Here is a 17147-nt window from a genome sequence, read left to right on the forward strand (position 1 = left end):
CTTAGGTATGAACAAAAAGATCAGAAAAGAAGACGCGCTATACTACCATTCCAAGGGTAGACCTGGAAAAATACAGGTTATCCCCACCAAAGAAACGAGTACCCAACGTGACCTTTCGCTTGCCTATTCTCCCGGCGTGGCGGAGCCCTGCCTGGAAATCGCCGAAAATGTAGAAAATGCCTATCTATACACCGCCAAAGGCAATCTGGTGGCTGTTATCAGCAATGGCACCGCCGTGCTCGGCCTGGGCGATATCGGTCCGGAAGCTTCCAAACCCGTGATGGAGGGAAAAGGATTGCTCTTCAAAATATATGCTGACATCGACGTTTTCGATATCGAACTCAACACCAAAGACGTCGATGAATTTGTAAGAACAGTCAAAATCCTCGAACCTACCTTCGGTGGCGTCAACCTGGAAGATATCAAAGCGCCCGAATGCTTTGAGATAGAAACCCGGCTTAAAAAAGAACTGAACATTCCGGTGATGCACGACGACCAGCACGGCACGGCGATCATCAGCGCGGCCGCGATGCTGAATGCATTGGTGCTGGTCAACAAGAATATTGGCGACATCCGCGTGGTCGTCTCGGGAGCGGGCGCATCGGCCGTCTCGTGCACCAAGCTCTACCTCGCCTTAGGGGCAAACCCGAAGAATATCGCGATGTTTGACACCAAGGGCCACATTCACAATGGACGAACCGACCTCAGCGACATGAAAAAGCAGTTTGCTACCGATGTAGCTTACAGCTCACTGGAAGAAGCCATGGTAGGTGCCGACCTGTTTCTGGGTCTTTCCACAGCCGATATCGTTTCGAAGGACATGGTCAAATCCATGGCCAAAGACCCGATCGTGCTCGCAATGGCTAACCCCAACCCCGAAATTCCTTATCCGGACGCAGTTGAGGCCCGCGAAGATGTGATCATGGCCACCGGCCGCTCGGACTACCCCAACCAGGTCAATAACGTGCTTGGTTTCCCGTACATATTCAGGGGCGCGCTTGATGTGCGAGCGACGGAGATCAACGAGGAAATGAAGCTTGCTGCCGTTCACGCATTAGCCGATCTGGCTAAAAAACCGGTACCTGATATCGTCAACCTGGCTTACAATGAGACAAATATCGTTTTTGGCAAAAATTATATTATCCCAAAACCGGTGGACCCCCGCCTGCTGACTACCGTAGCACCTGCTGTTGCGAAAGCAGCGATCGCAACCGGTGTGGCGCGGAAGATTATCACCGACTGGGATGCTTATGACCAGGAGCTTTCCAACCGTCTTGGACGCAATGAGCAGATTTCCCGCGTAATCCTTAACAAAGCAAAATTGGCCCCGAAAAAGGTCGTTTTTGCCGATGCAGAGAATATCCAGGTGCTACGCGCCGCCCAGCAGGTCCGCGACGAAGGAATTGCTACGCCAATCCTGCTGGGTAATAAGGATACAATACTTCATTTGATCCAGGAAAGCAAGCTCGATCTGGCCGATGTGTCGATCATCGATCCGCGCGCTTCGGAAAGCGATCCGATGATCGAGAAATATGCCGCAAAATTGTTCGAAAAACGCAAAAGAAAGGGCCTTACCCCTATCGAAGCGCGTCGAACGATGTATTTCAAAAGCTATTTCGGCTCGATGATGGTTGAAACCGGAGAAGCCGACGCATTCATTTCCGGTCTGACAAGAACTTACCCCGACACGATCCGCCCTGCGCTGCAAGTGATCGGTAAGCAGGAAGGCGTCAACAAGGTGGCGGGTATGTATATCCTGCTCACTCCGAAAGGTCCGTTGTTCTTTTCTGATACCACAGTCAATCTCGATCCGACCGTTGATGACATCGTGGAAATCACCGAACTGACGGCAAAAGCTGTTGAGCGCTTCAATATCCAGCCGCGCATTGCGCTGGTGACCTATGCCAACTACGGCAGTGCCAAAGGAGCCGATGCCGAAAAAATGCGCGATGCGACGGCGATCCTGAAAAAGCGTAACCCGTCAATGATCGTGGAAGGCGAATTGCAGGCGCACCTTGCATTCAATACCGCGCTATTGAAAGAAAATCACCCGTTCAGCGACCTGGTGGACGGCGGTGCCAACACGTTGATCTTCCCTAACCTTTCGGCCAGTAACATTGCTTACAACTTGCTGAAAGAAGCAGCAGAGCTGGAAACCATCGGGCCGATCCTGCTGGGACTAAAAAAGCCCGTGCACGTACTGCAATTGGGCAGTTCCGTCAGAGAGATTGTGAACATGGTCGCAATAGCGGTGGTCGAAGCGCAGCTGAAAGGCCAATAATGCACTTAGTGATTGATTCTAAACAAAACAGCCCGGAACATGCCGGGCTATTTTGTTTTATGAAAAGCCTGTCACGGCTTCAATTTTACAAATGATGGATCATAAAGCTTCGAATGAATCTGCTTCAACTTTGCCTCGGGGAATTTGTTCACCTTGCGGTCATAAGTCATTAATCCGTTGGTTTCAACCTCAACGTCGGTTGTCTGGGTATAAACCGCTGCCGAAAGGCCTTTTTTGATCAGAGGTTCGAAGCGGTTGATAAACGACTCATACCGGTTGTAGAGCTCCTCCTGGTTTTTAAAGCTCTGGTAACCCCAGTTATCTTTCTGCTGCCAGACATGCTGGTCAACCGGCAAACCCAAACCTCCGAATTCCCCTAAAACAATGATCTGCTTCTGACCGAACAGATCAGGACGCGGCATTACGGGAGCCGGATAATTATGTAAATCGATAATGTGGCCCACCGGCTCGAAATTACCGCCACTGGCGCTGTTTACCAGGCGCGAAGGATCATATTGCATGGTCCAGTTGGTTATCTCAGCCGTTTTGAACTGACCCCATGCTTCATTGAACGGTACCCAAACCACAATCGAGGGAAAAAAGCGGTTGGCGTCCATGATGGCCTTCCATTCCGTTTTGTAGATGTTCTCAGACTCGGGCGTGCGCTTCTGGTCGGTTTCGTTGCCGGTAATGCCCGGGCGCATTTCCCAGTTGTTGCCTAAGTCGCCGCTTGGCATATCCTGCCATACCAACATGCCAAGTTCGTCGCAATAACGGTACCATCTTGCCGGTTCCACTTTTACGTGCTTGCGGATCATATTGAAACCCATTTCCTTGGTTTTCACAATGTCGAACTTCAAAGCCTCATCGGTCGGCGCAGTGTAGAGTCCATCGGGCCACCAACCCTGATCGAGCGGGCCATATTGAAACAGGAACTTGTTGTTCAAAGTCATGCGCTGGATGCCGTTCTCATCAACCTGCACGCCGATTTTACGCATGGCCGCGTAGCTTTTTACCTCGTCGACCACTTTTCCATTGCGTGTAAGTGTCACAGTCAGATTATAAAGTGAGGGCGAATCCGGCGACCAGAGTTTTGCATTGTTGATCGTCAGGCTGGCAGACTGGCCAGCCGCCACTTCCTGTTCAGCCACTTTCTCACTACCATCCCAGGCAATGATTTTCACCTTATCGGTTGTCCCGGAACTGGCCACCTCCGCATTTACAGTAAGTGTCTGCTTATCAATATCAGCGACAGGAGTTACTCTTTTAATATGGCTGGTGGCGACCGTTTCCAGCCAAACCGTTTGCCAGATACCCGTCACGGGAGTGTACCAGATCCCATGCGGGTTCTTGATTTGCTTTCCACGCGGCTGAGGGCCGTCGCTGCTTGGATCCCATACCTTTACCACAATTTCTTGCTGCTTTTTCTTTACCAGCAGGTCGGTAATGTCAAATGAGAATGGGTCGTAACCACCCTGATGGCTTCCCGCAGGTTTGCCGTTTACGAACACTTCGGCTTTCCAGTCGACAGCCCCGAAATGAAGCAGCACGCGCTGGTCTTTCAGTTTGGGAGCGAAATCGATCGTGCGCTGATACCAAAGGACACTGTCTTTTCCGACCGTCTTGCCCACGCCCGACAATGCAGACTCCACTGCGAATGGGACGAGAATCTTGCCATCGAAGGCCGCAGGCCTGGCCTCTGCCGCACTTTGAGGGACGATTGCATAATTCCACAGGCCATTGATATTCTGCCAGTTCTGGCGCACCATTTGAGGACGCGGATACTCGGGATGCGGGTTTTCTGCTGTGACTTTTTCCGCCCAGGGCGTTACGATCCTGCCTCGCACATAGTTCCAGGCGGATTTCGGCTCAACAGTTCCCTGCGCATAAGCCGAACCGTACAGGCTGCCCAGGAGCATTCCCAGGCTAAGCACTACTTTCTTCATCAGAGTTTCGGTTTTGTAGGTAAATTTTAATCAGAACTACCAAAAGTAGCGTCTGAATGCGCTCTACTGTACAAAAAACGGCATATCCGGTGCCAGAAGATAAAAGCGCCGGGCTGTTAGATCAATAGCGATATCGAATTTTTGTTACTAGATTTGAATACATCACTCAAATTGCTATCTCATGAAAAGACTTCTTCTGACTCTGCTGATCTGCCTTTCCGGCGTTTCAACTTTCGCGCAGGGCTACTCTGATAAAATTACACTCGTCATACACGGGGGCGCAGGTACGATCACCCGCGCGAACATGAGCCCCGAACGCGAGAAGGCTTATCGGGAGGCGCTGAACACCGCTTTGGAGACAGGTTATGATGTGTTGAAAAAAGGCGGAACGAGCGTGCAAGCCGTAGAAGCAGCGATCCACGTCATGGAAGACTCGCCATTGTTCAATGCCGGGAAGGGGGCCGTTTTTACCAATGAGGGAAAAAATGAGCTGGACGCCGCCATTATGGAAGGCAAAACGCTTAAAGCCGGTGCGGTTGCAGGTGTTACCACTATAAAGAACCCGATTTCGGCGGCGATCGCCGTTATGGACCAATCGGCTCACGTGATGATGGCTGGCAAGGGGGCCGAGCTTTTTGCCAAAGAGAAGGGATTGGAAATCGTAGACCCGTCCTATTTCTACACCGAAGCTCGGTATAAAGCCTTAGAACGAGCCAAAGAGCAGGAAAAGACCGAGCTTGACCACAATGGTAAGGAAGAAAATGGAGACAAGAGAGGAACAGGGAAACCAGACGTAAAAAAGGCGCCCAGGACGGGATATTATCCCGCAGAAGATTTGATTTTTACTGAGGGTAAAAAGTTCGGAACAGTGGGCTGTGTGGCTTTGGACAAATATGGCAACCTGGCCGCGGGCACATCTACGGGTGGAATGACCAATAAAAGGTATGGCCGCATCGGCGATGCACCCATTATCGGGGCCGGAACGTATGCCAACAATGCGACCTGCGCCGTTTCCGCAACGGGCCATGGCGAGTATTTCATCCGTTCGGTCGTCGCCCATGACATTTCTGCGTTGATGGAATATAAAGGCATGCCCCTCTCCGAAGCGGCAAACGAGGTGGTGATGAAAAAGCTGGTCGAAAGAGGTGGCGAGGGGGGCGTTATCGCCGTCGATCGCAATGGCAATGTGGCCATGCCGTTTAACAGCGAAGGTATGTACAGGGGCTACATCAAAAGCGATGGGAAACGTGAAATATTGATTTATAAGGATTAACAATGCGCGCCAAAAAGGAAAGGATTTTGCGGCGGCATTTTTTGCATTTGTTTTGAAAAGAAGTCATACAAAAACAAACGTTTCCCGCGTTTTGAACTTGTATGTAACCTCACGGCTTCTTTTCCTCTGTATGAAATCAGTTTACAGCATTCTCTTACTGATCCTGCTTTCGGCGCATGCGCAAGCATCGCATCTGCGAGGCGGAGAAATTCTGGCAAGCCACATTTCGGGCCAAACCTATCATATCAAGGTAAGGCTCTACCTTGATACGCAAAACGGTCAAAGCGCTGTTGATGCGTTGAACTCTGTGACAGTCTGCATGGGTGACGGAGGCATTAAAGAGCTTTCCAGAGCTTCATTAACAGCCATTTCCAATAATGTATCGCTAGGTGAGTATCAGGCTATTTACACCTATCCTTCTTCGGGAATTTATCAGATTTCAGTAGCCCTGGAAACCCGTACCGGCCAGATCCTGAATTTGCCGCAAGCAGAAATGACATCCCAGTTTTTATGGACGGTGATTGATACGCAACTTTCTAACGCTACGCCGGTCCTGCCGCCCCTTGAATTTGTTGCCGGTGTCCGCCAGGTTTTCTCCGTTGACCTTAAACCGACCGTCGCAGATAATGACAGCATTACAGCCAAAGTGGTCCGGTTGAGCAAGCCTTCACCGGGCACCTGTGGCGTACGCATGGTCGATCACAGCTACTTATTCCCTAATGAAATTAGCGCCAGTGGCACATTTAAGGTCGATGCGGTGCAAAAAAAGCTGGTGTGGACTGCACCGGAAGTGGTTGGCAACTACCTTTTTGCGATCGTTGTCGCCGAATGGCGCAACGGGGCGAGAATCTCCGAAAGTTATCGCGAAGGCATGGTAACTGTGGTCGACAGGCCGGGAGAAACCGTTGAAATCCCTCCGTACGAGTCCTCGGAATATGGCGGCGTGATCACTTCTACGCCTGTTGTCACATCGCCAGAGGTGTCTATGGCTATCCAGGCATATCCGGTACCTACCGAGCGTTTTGTGACAGTGAAAGCATACAGCAAGCAACGGGCAATCATCCGCCTGCAACTGATCGACATGAATGGCCGCATTTTGACCGAAATCGTAAGCAAAGTGCCGGAAATCGCAGTTCAGGAAGTATTCGACATGCATAACCTGGCGCAGGGCATGTACCTGATCCGCGCCAGCAATGCAAAAGATTCGGTAACACAGAAAGTATTGAGATAATGCCCCTGCCTGTAATGGTTTCCGGCATTAATGTCGTCCTATGGGATATAGTTGTTTTAGGTGAAATCTAATTTCACCTATCACCATAGGTTAATTATTAACAGAAAAGCGGCAGATCCTGTGACCTGCCGCTTTCTTTTTGAACGCTCTCTGATTAACTACTCGTTGCCAAATGACTCCAATGCAGTGATTTTTTCCTGAAACAGCCTGCTTTTCAGCAGCATTTCCTTGATCATAGTAGCGTGCGAGAAGGTAATCATATGGCCTGCGTTATATAGGAAAATATATTGGGCACGCTTGCTCTTAATGTGCTTTTTGGCAAATTCGATATTGGTAGGATCTGCAATCCAATCGTTGCCGCCCTGGATCACCGTGGTGGGCACACTTAGCTGTTCCCAAACCGGTAGCATTTTGCGTAGCTCGTCGGCGTGGCTGTACTTCTCGGCCGTTGCGGCATTGAATGCGCTAGGTAGGAAAAGCTGCACGAAGCTCATGCGGCCCCACTTCGAAAACCAAAAGAACCGCTCGGTTTCCGGGTCGATGACAGGCGATACCATAATGAGCTCTTTCACTTTGTCAGGCACCATCGAAGTCAGCCTGGCGGCAATGGCTGCCCCGTAAGACCGCCCCAGCACAATCACCTTCTGATCACTTTTGTTGAGCGAGAACACTGGTAGCAATGCATTCGCCTGCGTTTCGATAGAGGTCACAAACCGCCGCTTTTTCAGCCGGGATTTGCCGTAACCTACCCTGTCGACGGAAACGATATGAAAATGCTTTTGGAGATCCTCATCATCCATCAGGTTCATGTACCCCCACAAGGAACCCGGGGCACCATGAATAAGCAGCAGCATCGGAAGCGTGTCGGGCCCGATGCTGGCCAGCGATAGTGAAAGTGTGTCGTTCCTGATGAATATTTCCTTTGGCTTGACTTTCTTATCGGCATAATGCCTCCGCACTTCCTTGGCTGAAATAATGTACCGCGAAAAGCAGGAGCTCAGAGAAACAGACAAAGAAAGGAACAGGATAGCCGAACGAAGCAATTTAAAACTTAACATACGCCGTAGAGAATCTTGCCTTATTTCCTAAATTCACAGGATATTTCAATATACGATTTTATCGGGAGAAAAAACTGACGATTGGCCTTTTTTGAAAAGAAAGCGCCACCCTCAAAATTTTTCAGTGCATTTCGTTGTTGGATATGCAAAAGCAATGCCAGCAATGGTTTAACGGTATAGTTCAACCTCTATTTTAATGACAACCACCCAGCAAGCACTTTTTTTCGAGCGCCTCACCGCCCAGACCGAACAGTACAGGTACAAGCTACCTTCACGGCAGGACGCGGGGAAATTCATCCAGAACCTGATCAATTTCCTGTTCCCGATCAGCAAGGATTGCCCCAGTTGTCCGGCCAAGGACCTGGCGATGAAGTATGCCGACCTGCGCAATGATCTGAACTGCATGCTGCAACCGCTTCTGCCCCAGCTCGAACGCGACAAAGAGGAAATACTCGACGAAGTGTTTGCACAAATCCCCGGTATTTATGAAGCGCTTCTGACGGATGCCAAATCCATTACGGATAACGACCCTGCTTCGGTGAGTGTTGAGGAGGTGATTTCAGTGTATCCGGGCTTTATGGCTATTGCTACCTACCGTTTTGCGCATTCTTTTGCCAAAAGCGGTATTCCCCTGCTTCCGCGCATGCTTACCGAGTTCGCCCACAGCCAGACAGGCATCGATATTCACCCGAATGCAACCATCGGCCATTCGTTTTTCATCGATCACGGTACCGGTGTAGTAATTGGCGAGACGACCCATATCGGCAATAACGTGAAGCTCTATCAGGGTGTTACGCTCGGTGCGACGCATGTTTCTAAATCCCTTGCATCACACAAGCGGCATCCTACAATCGAAGACAATGTGGTGGTGTATGCCAATGCGACCATTCTGGGTGGAGAAACCGTAATCGGTCACGACTCGATCATCGGCGGGAATGCCTGGCTAACGAAAAGCGTACCTCCATATTCGCTGGTTTATCACCAAAGTAAAATAGAGATACGCCAACATTCCTCCCCTTCTATTACATAATACTCCGGATAAATCTCCGGATACCTTCCATATACACGGGCTCTGCCTGTGGAAATGCGTAACGGGGTTGGGTGGTCATAGTGATGCTGATAAACCCAAAGGTAAGGCACCACCATTCATAATAGGTTTTAGTAACAAGGTCCCCTGATTTCGGACGAAGTCCGGCGATCATTTCCCAGACCGGGTTGTCCTTAATGCTCATCGCCTGTGAATAGGCTTTCTTCGAGTCGCAGTAAGCGCCTTCCAGGTTGAACATTACCTGAAATACCTCCGGATTTTCCACAGCGAAATGCCAGATCGTCTGTGCGACCTCCACAAGCTGCTTCTGCGGGTTGCTGAAATGGCCCTTTATCTTTACAAACTCTCCCTGCAAATAGTCGAACCCTTCCATACGGATGGCTTCCAGGAGCTTGTCCTTACTTTCGAAATACTCATAGAGAATAGGCGGGCTGTACTCAATCACATCAGCAATCTTGCGAATCGAAACAGCCGTCCATCCGTCCTCGCGGGCTATGTCCTTGGCTGTCTTAACGATGTCTGAGCGTACCTGTATTCTAAGCCGCTCTCTTCGCTCTACTATTCCCATGCTTAAAAATGTCTTTTAGGATTGATTCAGAATGATATGATTTCAAATATAACGATATACCCCTTACACTTCAAGACCAGACAAGGTATGGCAATGAAAAACTGACCCAAAATTTATTTAAGTTTTCTACAAAGGCCGTCCATTAAATCTGACAGGCGATTCGGAAATTTAATGCTGATAAAATTTTTTTAAGCCACCGGAAAGCTTATATTTCTGAACGCCGCGCAAGTCCATTCCGCTCAATTTTCTCCACTAACCGGTAATTAGCCTCTTGCGCGCGCACCTTGCCCCGCGCGTCGTCGACAATACGCAAGTTGTTCTGGTACAGATCCAGCCGCACCGATTTCTGGTTGTCGTTCACATAATTGCGGAGCACGGTCCGCATCTGGTTCTTCAATGTCTCATCCAGTACCGGGAAACAGATATCGATACGCCGGTGCAGGTTACGGTGCGTCCAGTCGCAGGATGTAAGGTAGATCTCGTCGTTGCCCCGGTTACCAAAATGGAATATCCTCGTGTTCTCAATGTAACGGTCTACATGGCGGCTTACCACGATATTATCGCTGATCGACGGGAGTCCTGAGATCAGCCCACAACTCTCGCTTACGATCACATGCACGGGCACACCCGCCTGTCCGGCCTGATAGAGCTTGTCTATCAGGATATGATCCTGCAACTGGTTGATTTTAATGGTGATAAATGATTTAAGACCTGCGTTGCAATTGGCAATCTCACGGTCTATCAGATCCAGCAGCCTTTTTTGAAGATTGAACTGGGTAACATACAGACTATTGAAAGGCAGATACTTGTATTTCTTGGGTTCATCCTGCGTGGAAAGGTACCCGAACAGCAATTCCAATTCATTGGTTAGTTCGCGGTGTGAGGTAAACAGCGCATGATCGACGATCTCCCGGCTGGTCAGTCTGTAAAAACCGCCGGTTCCCAGGAATGCGTAACGCTCCCACCCTTTTTGCACCTTCCGTTTCACCAAAGCCATTTTCGCATGCACTTTCAGACCAGGAACACTCAGCAGGATTTTTACGCCCGCGTCACGCATCTTTTTCGACCATTGCAGGTTCTCCTGGATGTCGAGTTTGGTATTCAGCTCGACATAGGTAGTGACTCGCTTCCCGTTTTTTGAAGCGCTTATCAACGAGTTCAGTATAAATGAATTAGGACTGATTTTATACAAAGAAACGTGAATCTCCCGCACATGCGGGTCCACGGCCGCTTCATTAAAAAAACGGACGATAGGTTCATAGGATTGGTAAGGAAGGTGCAGCATCTGGTCGGCCTGCTGAATAGCCTCGAAGACCGATTTCGCTTCCTCGAATTCAGGATTTTGGACCGGCCGCTGGTAGGGATAATCGAGCCGGCGGGATACTACCGGAAATTTGGCCAGGTCCTGCATAAGCAGGTAATCCCCGCGTTCATGGAAGTCATTCATCGGTATTGCCACCTTACCCACCAGATATTCGCGCACGTACAGCGGCATGCCGGATTCATAAAAATATTGGGAAGGCTGCACGAAATTCCGCTTTTCAAGCTGTTTGAGAATGCGTTGTGCGACCTGCATCGGGTATTCGTCTTCAATAGAAAGCTCGGTTTCCCTTTCGACCCGCAGCGCATAGCTTTCCAGGATGTTGTAACCCGGAAAAAGTATAGGCAGGTTTTCTCGTATTACATCCTCCAAAAAGGCGACGTGGCGCTTCCCCTCCCACTCTGGCAGTTCCAGGAAACGGCCGTAATGCTCAGTGGGAACATTGACGGTCGCATACCAATCTTCCTCGGCATCTTCGCGATGCTGCATCCGGACGATCAGATACAGTTGCTTGGATTCAAAGGCCGGCGTTTTCAGCGTGCGACGACTGTCCAGAAATACCGGCTGCAAATAGCGGAACAGCTTATCGAGAAAAAAACGCCTCACAAATGCGGTATGATCGGGTACAAATGCCTCGCGATAATACAGATGTACGCCCTGTTCGATCAATGCAGGCAAGATGCCCGATGTCAGAATATCGTTGAACTCGCGAAGCTGATTCTCAACCGTTTCATAGACATGTTCGAGCAGCGACTCGGGAAAAATATTCAGTTTGGAGCGTATATCCTCACTGACCTCCCCCATCGCCAGCAGATTTGGGATACGAACACGGTAAAACTCTTTGGTCTGATAGGCATATATACCCAAAAACCGCAACCGTTCCCTTACCGGTACCGTTTCGTCATTTGCTTCCAGCAGCAACCTGTAATTGTTCGAAAGCCAACTGAGATTGGTATCAAAGTAGGGATAGGCAACGTCGATCATTGAGTGTGGTGTAAAAGATTCAAAATTTGGTACAATATAAATACATTTGGCGGGTAAGAATATAACTTTGCGGTACAAAAAACAACGTTGTCCGGTAAGTTTCAGCAGCTATATCTTCATTCAAAACCACAAGTAAATTACTATGCGTTATCAATTATTAGGCCGCTCGGGCTTGCGGGTGTCAGAAGTTTGCCTGGGGACCATGACGTTCGGAAAAGAATGGGGCTGGGGAGCGGATAAACACGAGAGCTTCAAAATTTTTGAAGCATTCGCCAACGCAGGCGGCAATTTCATCGACACGGCCAACCGGTATACCGAAGGCACTTCGGAAAAGTATGTGGGCGAATTCATCGAAAGCGATCGCGACCATTGGGTACTGGCCACCAAATTCACGCTCAAAGATCGCAACGATGACCTTAACTTTGCCGGCAACCACCGCAAAAACATGATGCGTTCTGTCACTTCGAGCCTCAAACGCCTTAATACCGAATACATTGACCTGCTTTGGGTGCACATGTGGGACAATACCACCCCGACCGAAGAAGTAATGCGTGGCCTGGATGACCTTGTAACCCGCGGAATTGTACATTACATCGGCATTTCCGATACACCTGCCTGGATTGTCTCCCAGGCTAATACCGTCGCTGATTTCCGCGGTTGGAATGCATTTGCCGCTATCCAGTTTGAGTACTCGCTGCTGCAACGAACGCCGGAGCGCGACCTGCTTCCGATGGCAAAGGCGCTTGACCTGGCTGTAACCCCATGGGGCGCAATTGGCGGCGGCGCGTTAACGGGTAAATATCTGCGGGGAGAAACTGGCCGCGTGCCCGACCATAGTACCCGCAGAAACGATCACAGCAGCGCAATCGCACAAACTGTGGTCGATGTCGCCGCAGAACTGGGAGTAACACCCGCACAGGTAGCGATCAACTGGACGCGCCACCGCGATCAGGTAATGATCCCGATCATCGGCGCGTCAAAAGAAAGTCAGCTGATTGATTCTCTTGGCTGCCTTGACTTCCGCCTTCCGGAAGAAGCCCTGCAAAAGCTAAACGAGGTAAGCAAAATCGAGCTGGGCTTCCCGCACGAATTCCTGAAATCAGACGGAGTGAAGGAAGAGGCTTTTGGCGGGCTGTATGAGAGTCTTGATAATCATCGGGGGTGAGGGAAAAAAAGCTATAAGCTATAAGCTGTAGGCTTTAATGCTATGCAAATCTCACGCATAGCTTATAGCCTAAGGCCTATAGCTTAAAGCTTATGGCTAATTACCTACCTGCCCCACTGCTCAGGCGCCGTGCGCCAGGCCGCCAGGCTTTCAAGTTGTGAGTCGTTTACGTATTGATGTTCCAGTGCTACCTCGATCAGTGCATTGTAATTGCTGATCGTATCCAGCTGGACATTTTTAGTGGCAAAATTGTTGACAGCGACTTCGAAGCCGTAGGTGAATATGGCTACCATTCCGGCTACTTCAATGCCCGCTTCGCGGAGGGCATCTACTACTTTCAGCGAGCTTCCTCCGGTCGATATAAGGTCTTCCACGATGACCACCGACTGACCTTTTTCCAATCTGCCTTCGATCTGGTTACCCATTCCGTGCTTTTTGGGTTCGGGACGCACGTAGGCAAAAGGCAATTCGAGCATATCAGCTACCAATGCACCCTGCGCAATGCCACCGGTTGCCACACCTACAACCGCCTGTACATTAGGATATTTTGCACGGATCAGTTCCGCCAGCGCCTTTTTAATAAAAGTGCGTGTGTCAGGGTAGGACAAGGCGACCCGGTTGTCACAATAAATGGGCGAAAACCAGCCTGAGCTCCACTGGAACGGCTTTTCGGGGCTAAGCTTGATGGCCTGCGCTTCCAAAAGCAGCTCGGCGATTCGTTTGGTAATATCCTGATCGTTCGACATCATTAATCTTCGGATTCTTGCTGTTTATTATGGTTGGTTACTAAAAGCTTGTCAATACGGCTACGGTCCATATCGATGACCTCGAACTCGAACTGCCGCCAGTTGAACTTCTCGCCGGTTTGGGGTATGTTTTCAAGAACGTGCAGCACAAAGCCGCCCAGGGTATTAAAGCCCACCAGCTCCCGACGCTCACTTTCCTGGATATTGATATTGAAATACTGAATAAAATCGTCAAACGGCAATTGAGCATCAATGAGATAACTACCGTCCTCCCTTCTAACAATTTCGGATGCCTCTTCGATATCCTCGGAAATGTCGCCTACCAGCGCATCCATAATGTCGTGCATGGTCACCACGCCAAGCGTACCGCCATATTCATCCACGATAATGCCGTAATACACGCGCTGCTCCTTAAACTTTTCGAGTGCCTGATAAGCCCGGTTGCTTTCCGGAAGATACACCGGGTCGCGCATGATCGAATTAAGGTGGGCCATTTGTACTTCCAGGTCTGTCGCGATCAGGTCTTTGACATACACCAAACCAACCACATCATCAACATTACCCCGGCAAACCGGGTAAATAGAGTGCCTCGCATCGAGTATCTTGGCCTTATTTTCTTCGACGGTATCTTCCAGGTCCAGCCAAACGATTTCCTGGCGGTTGGTCATCAGCGAGGTTACCTTACGATCCCCGAGCTGGAACACATTGTGGACGATCTCCTGCTCTATCTCTTCGAAAACACCACCAGAGGTTCCTTCCTGTATCAGGCTTTTAATCTCTTCCTCTGTAACTGCGTTTTCGCTTTGCTTTATATTTAAAACCCTGATAATCAAATCACTTGAAAAACCAAGCAACGCAATAAAGGGCGCTGTCGCCTTCGAAAGCAGGTTCATAGGCGTAGCCATCACTTTCGAAATGGCCTCCGGATTAGACATACCTATTCGTTTCGGGACGAGCTCACCGAGCACAAGGGACAGATATGTGATGAAAACCAGCACCGTGCCTACTGCCAGTGAATGGCTATATGGAGCCAGGATTGGAAACGTTGCAATGAACTGCTCGAAATCGGCCGTAATATTGTCACCGCTATACATACCGGTCAGCAAACCAATAAGCGTAATACCGATCTGAACGGTGGAAAGGAACTTTGTGGGTGAATTTGCGAGGTTTAAAGCAGCTTTCGCGCTCGAATCGCCATTCTTGGCTGCTGCCTCCAGGCGCGATTTTCGGGAGGAAACCAGTGCTATCTCTGACATGGAAAAAAGGCCATTGAGCAGCACCAGAAGTAGAATTATAAGGAGTTCCAAGAACTGGTTAGTTGTTACAAGTACAAATTTATCAATAATAATCTCTGCCTAAACTAAACTCTTTACTTAATTTTGCGATCCATTCACGTACCCATTCCAAAATGACCATTTTTTTCGACGACCGTCCAGTCAGAATTGTACGGACCAATCAGTTGTCTGCTGCCGAAACGTCACGGTTTGAACACATCGTTGACCTACGGCTTGAAAAGTTGCAGAGAAGCATGCTGACAGGTCACGTCCTGTTTCTGAATTCCACTACTACGAGCGCCATTCAGGTAATCCAGATGCTCGAAAAGGAGTTTCCGAAAGAAATGCTCTCGATTACGATGGCAACTCGCGAAAAAGCGGAGGTAGAAGACAGGATCAAGGCACAATACAAGGTGATCAAAGCCGCAGGCGGCGTGGTGGTGAAAGAGGGCAAATGGCTCTTTATGTACCGTCGTAAGATGTGGGACCTGCCGAAAGGGAAGCTGGATAAAGGCGAAAATTCCAAAGTAGCAGCTACCCGGGAAATTGAGGAGGAAACGGGCGTGAAAGCGCTGATCCGAGACAAAATCTGCACCACCTGGCACACCTACACGCTCAACAACAGCCGTATTCTCAAACGCACGAAATGGTATCTCTTCGATTGTATCGACGATTCTAAAATGAGCCCGCAGGCCGAAGAGCAGATCGAAAAGCTGGATTGGTACGAGCCGGCAGAAGTAAAACCGCTGCTAATCAAGTCGTACAGCTCAATCCGCTATGTGATCGACAGCCTTAACAAGATACATAACCTGAAAGAATCCTGAAACCGGCGCTAAGAGCTATTTTTAACTGCTCTGTTCCGCTTTTTTCAATTCGGATAGTGAATAGGGAAGAAAATTGTCCACGGCCTGTCCGTAACGGTGCAGGTCGCGGATAATGCTGGAACTGATCGGCGCAAGACTCGGCGAAGTGATCAGGAACACGGTCTCGATCTCCTCATATAAATACCTGTTAACCTGAGAGATACCGTTTTCATATTCAAAATCGGTTGTATTCCGAAGGCCTCTCAAAAGAAACCTCGCGCCCAATTCACGAGCGGTATGGGCCGTCAGGTCGTCGTAAGTGACCACTTTTACATTCGGTTCGGCTCGAAAAGTCCTTTCGATCATTTCCTTCATCACTTCCAGCGGGAAATAACGCTTTTTGGTAGCATTGTTACCAATCCCGATTACCACCTGGTCGAACAGTCTCAGCCCGCGCAGGACGATATCTTCGTGACCCTTTGTGAAAGGATCGAACGATCCCGGAAATAATGCAACACGTGTCATAGGAGGACGTATTAGGAAGAAATAAGATAAGTATTGAACAGACCGAAGTACCGGTGACCGGGCACTTCCGCGCATTGCGGGCTGTACCTCAGCGTGGTCGGCCGCGTACCCATATGCAAGTTCGGGAAAAACCGCGAAAGCTCGTGGTAAGAATCCGAAGCCGGCGTAATTTCACCATAACAAAGGACCTTGATTTCCTCCGGCAGGATATTCAACTGGCTCAATGTAAAGAGGATAATGTAAGCCAGTTCCTGAACCTGGGCATATTTAAAACGGTTGCAAAGCATCAGTTGCTGGCTTTCGCTTACTACCAGTGTGAAATGGTCTTTTTCGAAATACAAGGACATCATCCGCATCTCCTGGTGCTCTACGTGGTTGACCAGCGAACCGATCGCCAGGGCACTTGTCAGATGGTAGAACGTTACGGTCGAAGCACTGAAATGGTTCACGACCCAGTCATACCACAACTCCTGAATGCTGAATACATTTTGCGCGTGCACCAGCGGCAAATCATGCCAAAGTACCTTCTCATGCTTAGAAACTGGATTACCTAACGCAAAAGAAAGGTATTCATAAGCCGATTCCGGCTTGAAAATCACATTTGGCACTAATGTGAATGCATGCGAGTTCACCGTCACACGGACATTCTTCCAGTTGTTGGATGACCACGACAAGTGTCCGCTGAAAATCCGTTTCAACCGTTCGAAAATTTCGGCAGGTGTCAGCGCATTCTCAAAGAAATAGTCTTCCAGCCAGATGCATTCCATATTCTCATCCCTGACAATGCAGAAGCGGATGCGACGCTCGTCCAGCTCGACACAGAGCGTGCAAAGCGGTATGCTGGCCGCATCGAAGGAATTGTCTCCTACCAACAGCGTCGGAATAACTTCAATCAACTGGTTTTCAGAATTTGCCACGTCGTGG

Annotated in this window: 14 protein-coding genes; 6 read left to right on the forward strand and 8 right to left on the reverse strand. The window is 49.4% G+C overall.

Going from position 1 to position 17147, the window contains the following annotated elements:
- The first annotated feature begins 7 nt into the window (after nt 1-7).
- A complete protein-coding gene (locus tag AAHB90_RS13790; RefSeq protein ID WP_342085782.1) occupies nt 8-2281 on the forward strand; it encodes an NADP-dependent malic enzyme in 2274 nt (757 codons plus the stop codon).
- Between the two features lie 71 nt (nt 2282-2352).
- On the opposite strand, the gene AAHB90_RS13795 is transcribed toward AAHB90_RS13790, so the two are convergent.
- Nucleotides 2353-4227 carry a glycoside hydrolase family 2 protein gene (locus AAHB90_RS13795; RefSeq protein ID WP_342085783.1) on the reverse strand — a complete coding sequence of 625 codons (1875 nt, stop codon included), beginning with the start codon at nt 4225-4227 and terminating at the stop codon, nt 2353-2355.
- A gap of 181 nt (nt 4228-4408) precedes the next feature.
- On the opposite strand from AAHB90_RS13795, the gene AAHB90_RS13800 reads away from it, so the two are divergent.
- Both AAHB90_RS13800 and AAHB90_RS13805 read left to right on the forward strand, forming a co-directional pair.
- The gene (locus tag AAHB90_RS13800) at nt 4409-5500 is read left to right on the forward strand and encodes an isoaspartyl peptidase/L-asparaginase family protein (protein ID WP_342085784.1); all 1092 of its coding nucleotides are present in this window, start codon (nt 4409-4411) and stop codon (nt 5498-5500) included.
- 130 nt (nt 5501-5630) lie between these two features.
- Nucleotides 5631-6731: a T9SS type A sorting domain-containing protein gene (locus tag AAHB90_RS13805; protein ID WP_342085785.1), complete on the forward strand. Its 1101-nt coding sequence runs from the start codon at nt 5631-5633 to the stop codon at nt 6729-6731.
- Between the two features lie 158 nt (nt 6732-6889).
- Here the strand turns inward: AAHB90_RS13805 and AAHB90_RS13810 are convergent, their stop codons facing one another.
- Nucleotides 6890-7789 carry an alpha/beta fold hydrolase gene (locus AAHB90_RS13810; protein ID WP_342085786.1) on the reverse strand — a complete coding sequence of 300 codons (900 nt, stop codon included), beginning with the start codon at nt 7787-7789 and terminating at the stop codon, nt 6890-6892.
- Nucleotides 7790-7985: 196 nt separating this feature from the next.
- Between AAHB90_RS13810 and epsC the strand changes: the two genes are divergently transcribed.
- Complete coding sequence (gene epsC, locus AAHB90_RS13815) at nt 7986-8819, forward strand: serine O-acetyltransferase EpsC (protein ID WP_342085787.1); 834 nt, start codon at nt 7986-7988, stop codon at nt 8817-8819.
- Here epsC and AAHB90_RS13820 read toward each other — a convergent pair.
- Together AAHB90_RS13820 and ppk1 are read right to left on the reverse strand one after the other, a co-directional pair.
- Nucleotides 8812-9405 (reverse strand): TetR/AcrR family transcriptional regulator, encoded by a 594-nt coding sequence (locus AAHB90_RS13820; protein WP_342085788.1) that lies wholly within the window; start codon nt 9403-9405, stop codon nt 8812-8814. The genes epsC and AAHB90_RS13820 overlap by 8 nt on opposite strands.
- Before the next feature lie 205 nt (nt 9406-9610).
- Nucleotides 9611-11710: a polyphosphate kinase 1 gene (gene ppk1 / locus AAHB90_RS13825; protein ID WP_342085789.1), complete on the reverse strand. Its 2100-nt coding sequence runs from the start codon at nt 11708-11710 to the stop codon at nt 9611-9613.
- Between the two features lie 142 nt (nt 11711-11852).
- Here ppk1 and AAHB90_RS13830 point away from each other — a divergent pair, with 142 nt between their 5' ends.
- Complete coding sequence (locus AAHB90_RS13830; RefSeq protein ID WP_342085790.1) at nt 11853-12875, forward strand: aldo/keto reductase; 1023 nt, start codon at nt 11853-11855, stop codon at nt 12873-12875.
- A 104-nt stretch (nt 12876-12979) separates the two neighbouring features.
- Here AAHB90_RS13830 and pyrE read toward each other — a convergent pair whose 3' ends face one another.
- Nucleotides 12980-13621, reverse strand: coding sequence for an orotate phosphoribosyltransferase (gene pyrE / locus AAHB90_RS13835; protein WP_342085942.1), 642 nt, complete (start codon nt 13619-13621; stop codon nt 12980-12982).
- A gap of 2 nt (nt 13622-13623) precedes the next feature.
- Nucleotides 13624-14928: a hemolysin family protein gene (locus tag AAHB90_RS13840; protein ID WP_342085791.1), complete on the reverse strand. Its 1305-nt coding sequence runs from the start codon at nt 14926-14928 to the stop codon at nt 13624-13626.
- Nucleotides 14929-15029: 101 nt separating this feature from the next.
- Between AAHB90_RS13840 and AAHB90_RS13845 the strand changes: the two genes are divergently transcribed.
- Nucleotides 15030-15719 carry an NUDIX hydrolase gene (locus AAHB90_RS13845; protein WP_342085792.1) on the forward strand — a complete coding sequence of 230 codons (690 nt, stop codon included), beginning with the start codon at nt 15030-15032 and terminating at the stop codon, nt 15717-15719.
- 21 nt (nt 15720-15740) lie between these two features.
- Here AAHB90_RS13845 and coaD read toward each other — a convergent pair whose 3' ends face one another.
- A complete protein-coding gene (gene coaD, locus AAHB90_RS13850; protein ID WP_342085793.1) occupies nt 15741-16223 on the reverse strand; it encodes a pantetheine-phosphate adenylyltransferase in 483 nt (160 codons plus the stop codon).
- Nucleotides 16224-16234: 11 nt separating this feature from the next.
- Nucleotides 16235-17140 (reverse strand): DUF3822 family protein, encoded by a 906-nt coding sequence (locus AAHB90_RS13855; RefSeq protein ID WP_342085794.1) that lies wholly within the window; start codon nt 17138-17140, stop codon nt 16235-16237.
- Nucleotides 17141-17147: the final 7 nt, after the last annotated feature.

The sequence above is a fragment of the Dyadobacter sp. OTU695 genome (assembly GCF_038440355.1).
Lineage (GTDB): Bacteria > Bacteroidota > Bacteroidia > Cytophagales > Spirosomataceae > Dyadobacter.

Coding starts and splice junctions, on each gene's coding strand:
- AAHB90_RS13790 (WP_342085782.1), top strand. CDS start 8: ATGAACAAAAAGATCAGAAAAGAAGACGCGCTATACTACCATTCCAAG.
- AAHB90_RS13795 (WP_342085783.1), bottom strand. CDS start 4,227: ATGAAGAAAGTAGTGCTTAGCCTGGGAATGCTCCTGGGCAGCCTGTAC.
- AAHB90_RS13800 (WP_342085784.1), top strand. CDS start 4,409: ATGAAAAGACTTCTTCTGACTCTGCTGATCTGCCTTTCCGGCGTTTCA.
- AAHB90_RS13805 (WP_342085785.1), top strand. CDS start 5,631: ATGAAATCAGTTTACAGCATTCTCTTACTGATCCTGCTTTCGGCGCAT.
- AAHB90_RS13810 (WP_342085786.1), bottom strand. CDS start 7,789: ATGTTAAGTTTTAAATTGCTTCGTTCGGCTATCCTGTTCCTTTCTTTG.
- epsC (WP_342085787.1), top strand. CDS start 7,986: ATGACAACCACCCAGCAAGCACTTTTTTTCGAGCGCCTCACCGCCCAG.
- AAHB90_RS13820 (WP_342085788.1), bottom strand. CDS start 9,405: ATGGGAATAGTAGAGCGAAGAGAGCGGCTTAGAATACAGGTACGCTCA.
- ppk1 (WP_342085789.1), bottom strand. CDS start 11,710: ATGATCGACGTTGCCTATCCCTACTTTGATACCAATCTCAGTTGGCTT.
- AAHB90_RS13830 (WP_342085790.1), top strand. CDS start 11,853: ATGCGTTATCAATTATTAGGCCGCTCGGGCTTGCGGGTGTCAGAAGTT.
- pyrE (WP_342085942.1), bottom strand. CDS start 13,621: ATGTCGAACGATCAGGATATTACCAAACGAATCGCCGAGCTGCTTTTG.
- AAHB90_RS13845 (WP_342085792.1), top strand. CDS start 15,030: ATGACCATTTTTTTCGACGACCGTCCAGTCAGAATTGTACGGACCAAT.
- coaD (WP_342085793.1), bottom strand. CDS start 16,223: ATGACACGTGTTGCATTATTTCCGGGATCGTTCGATCCTTTCACAAAG.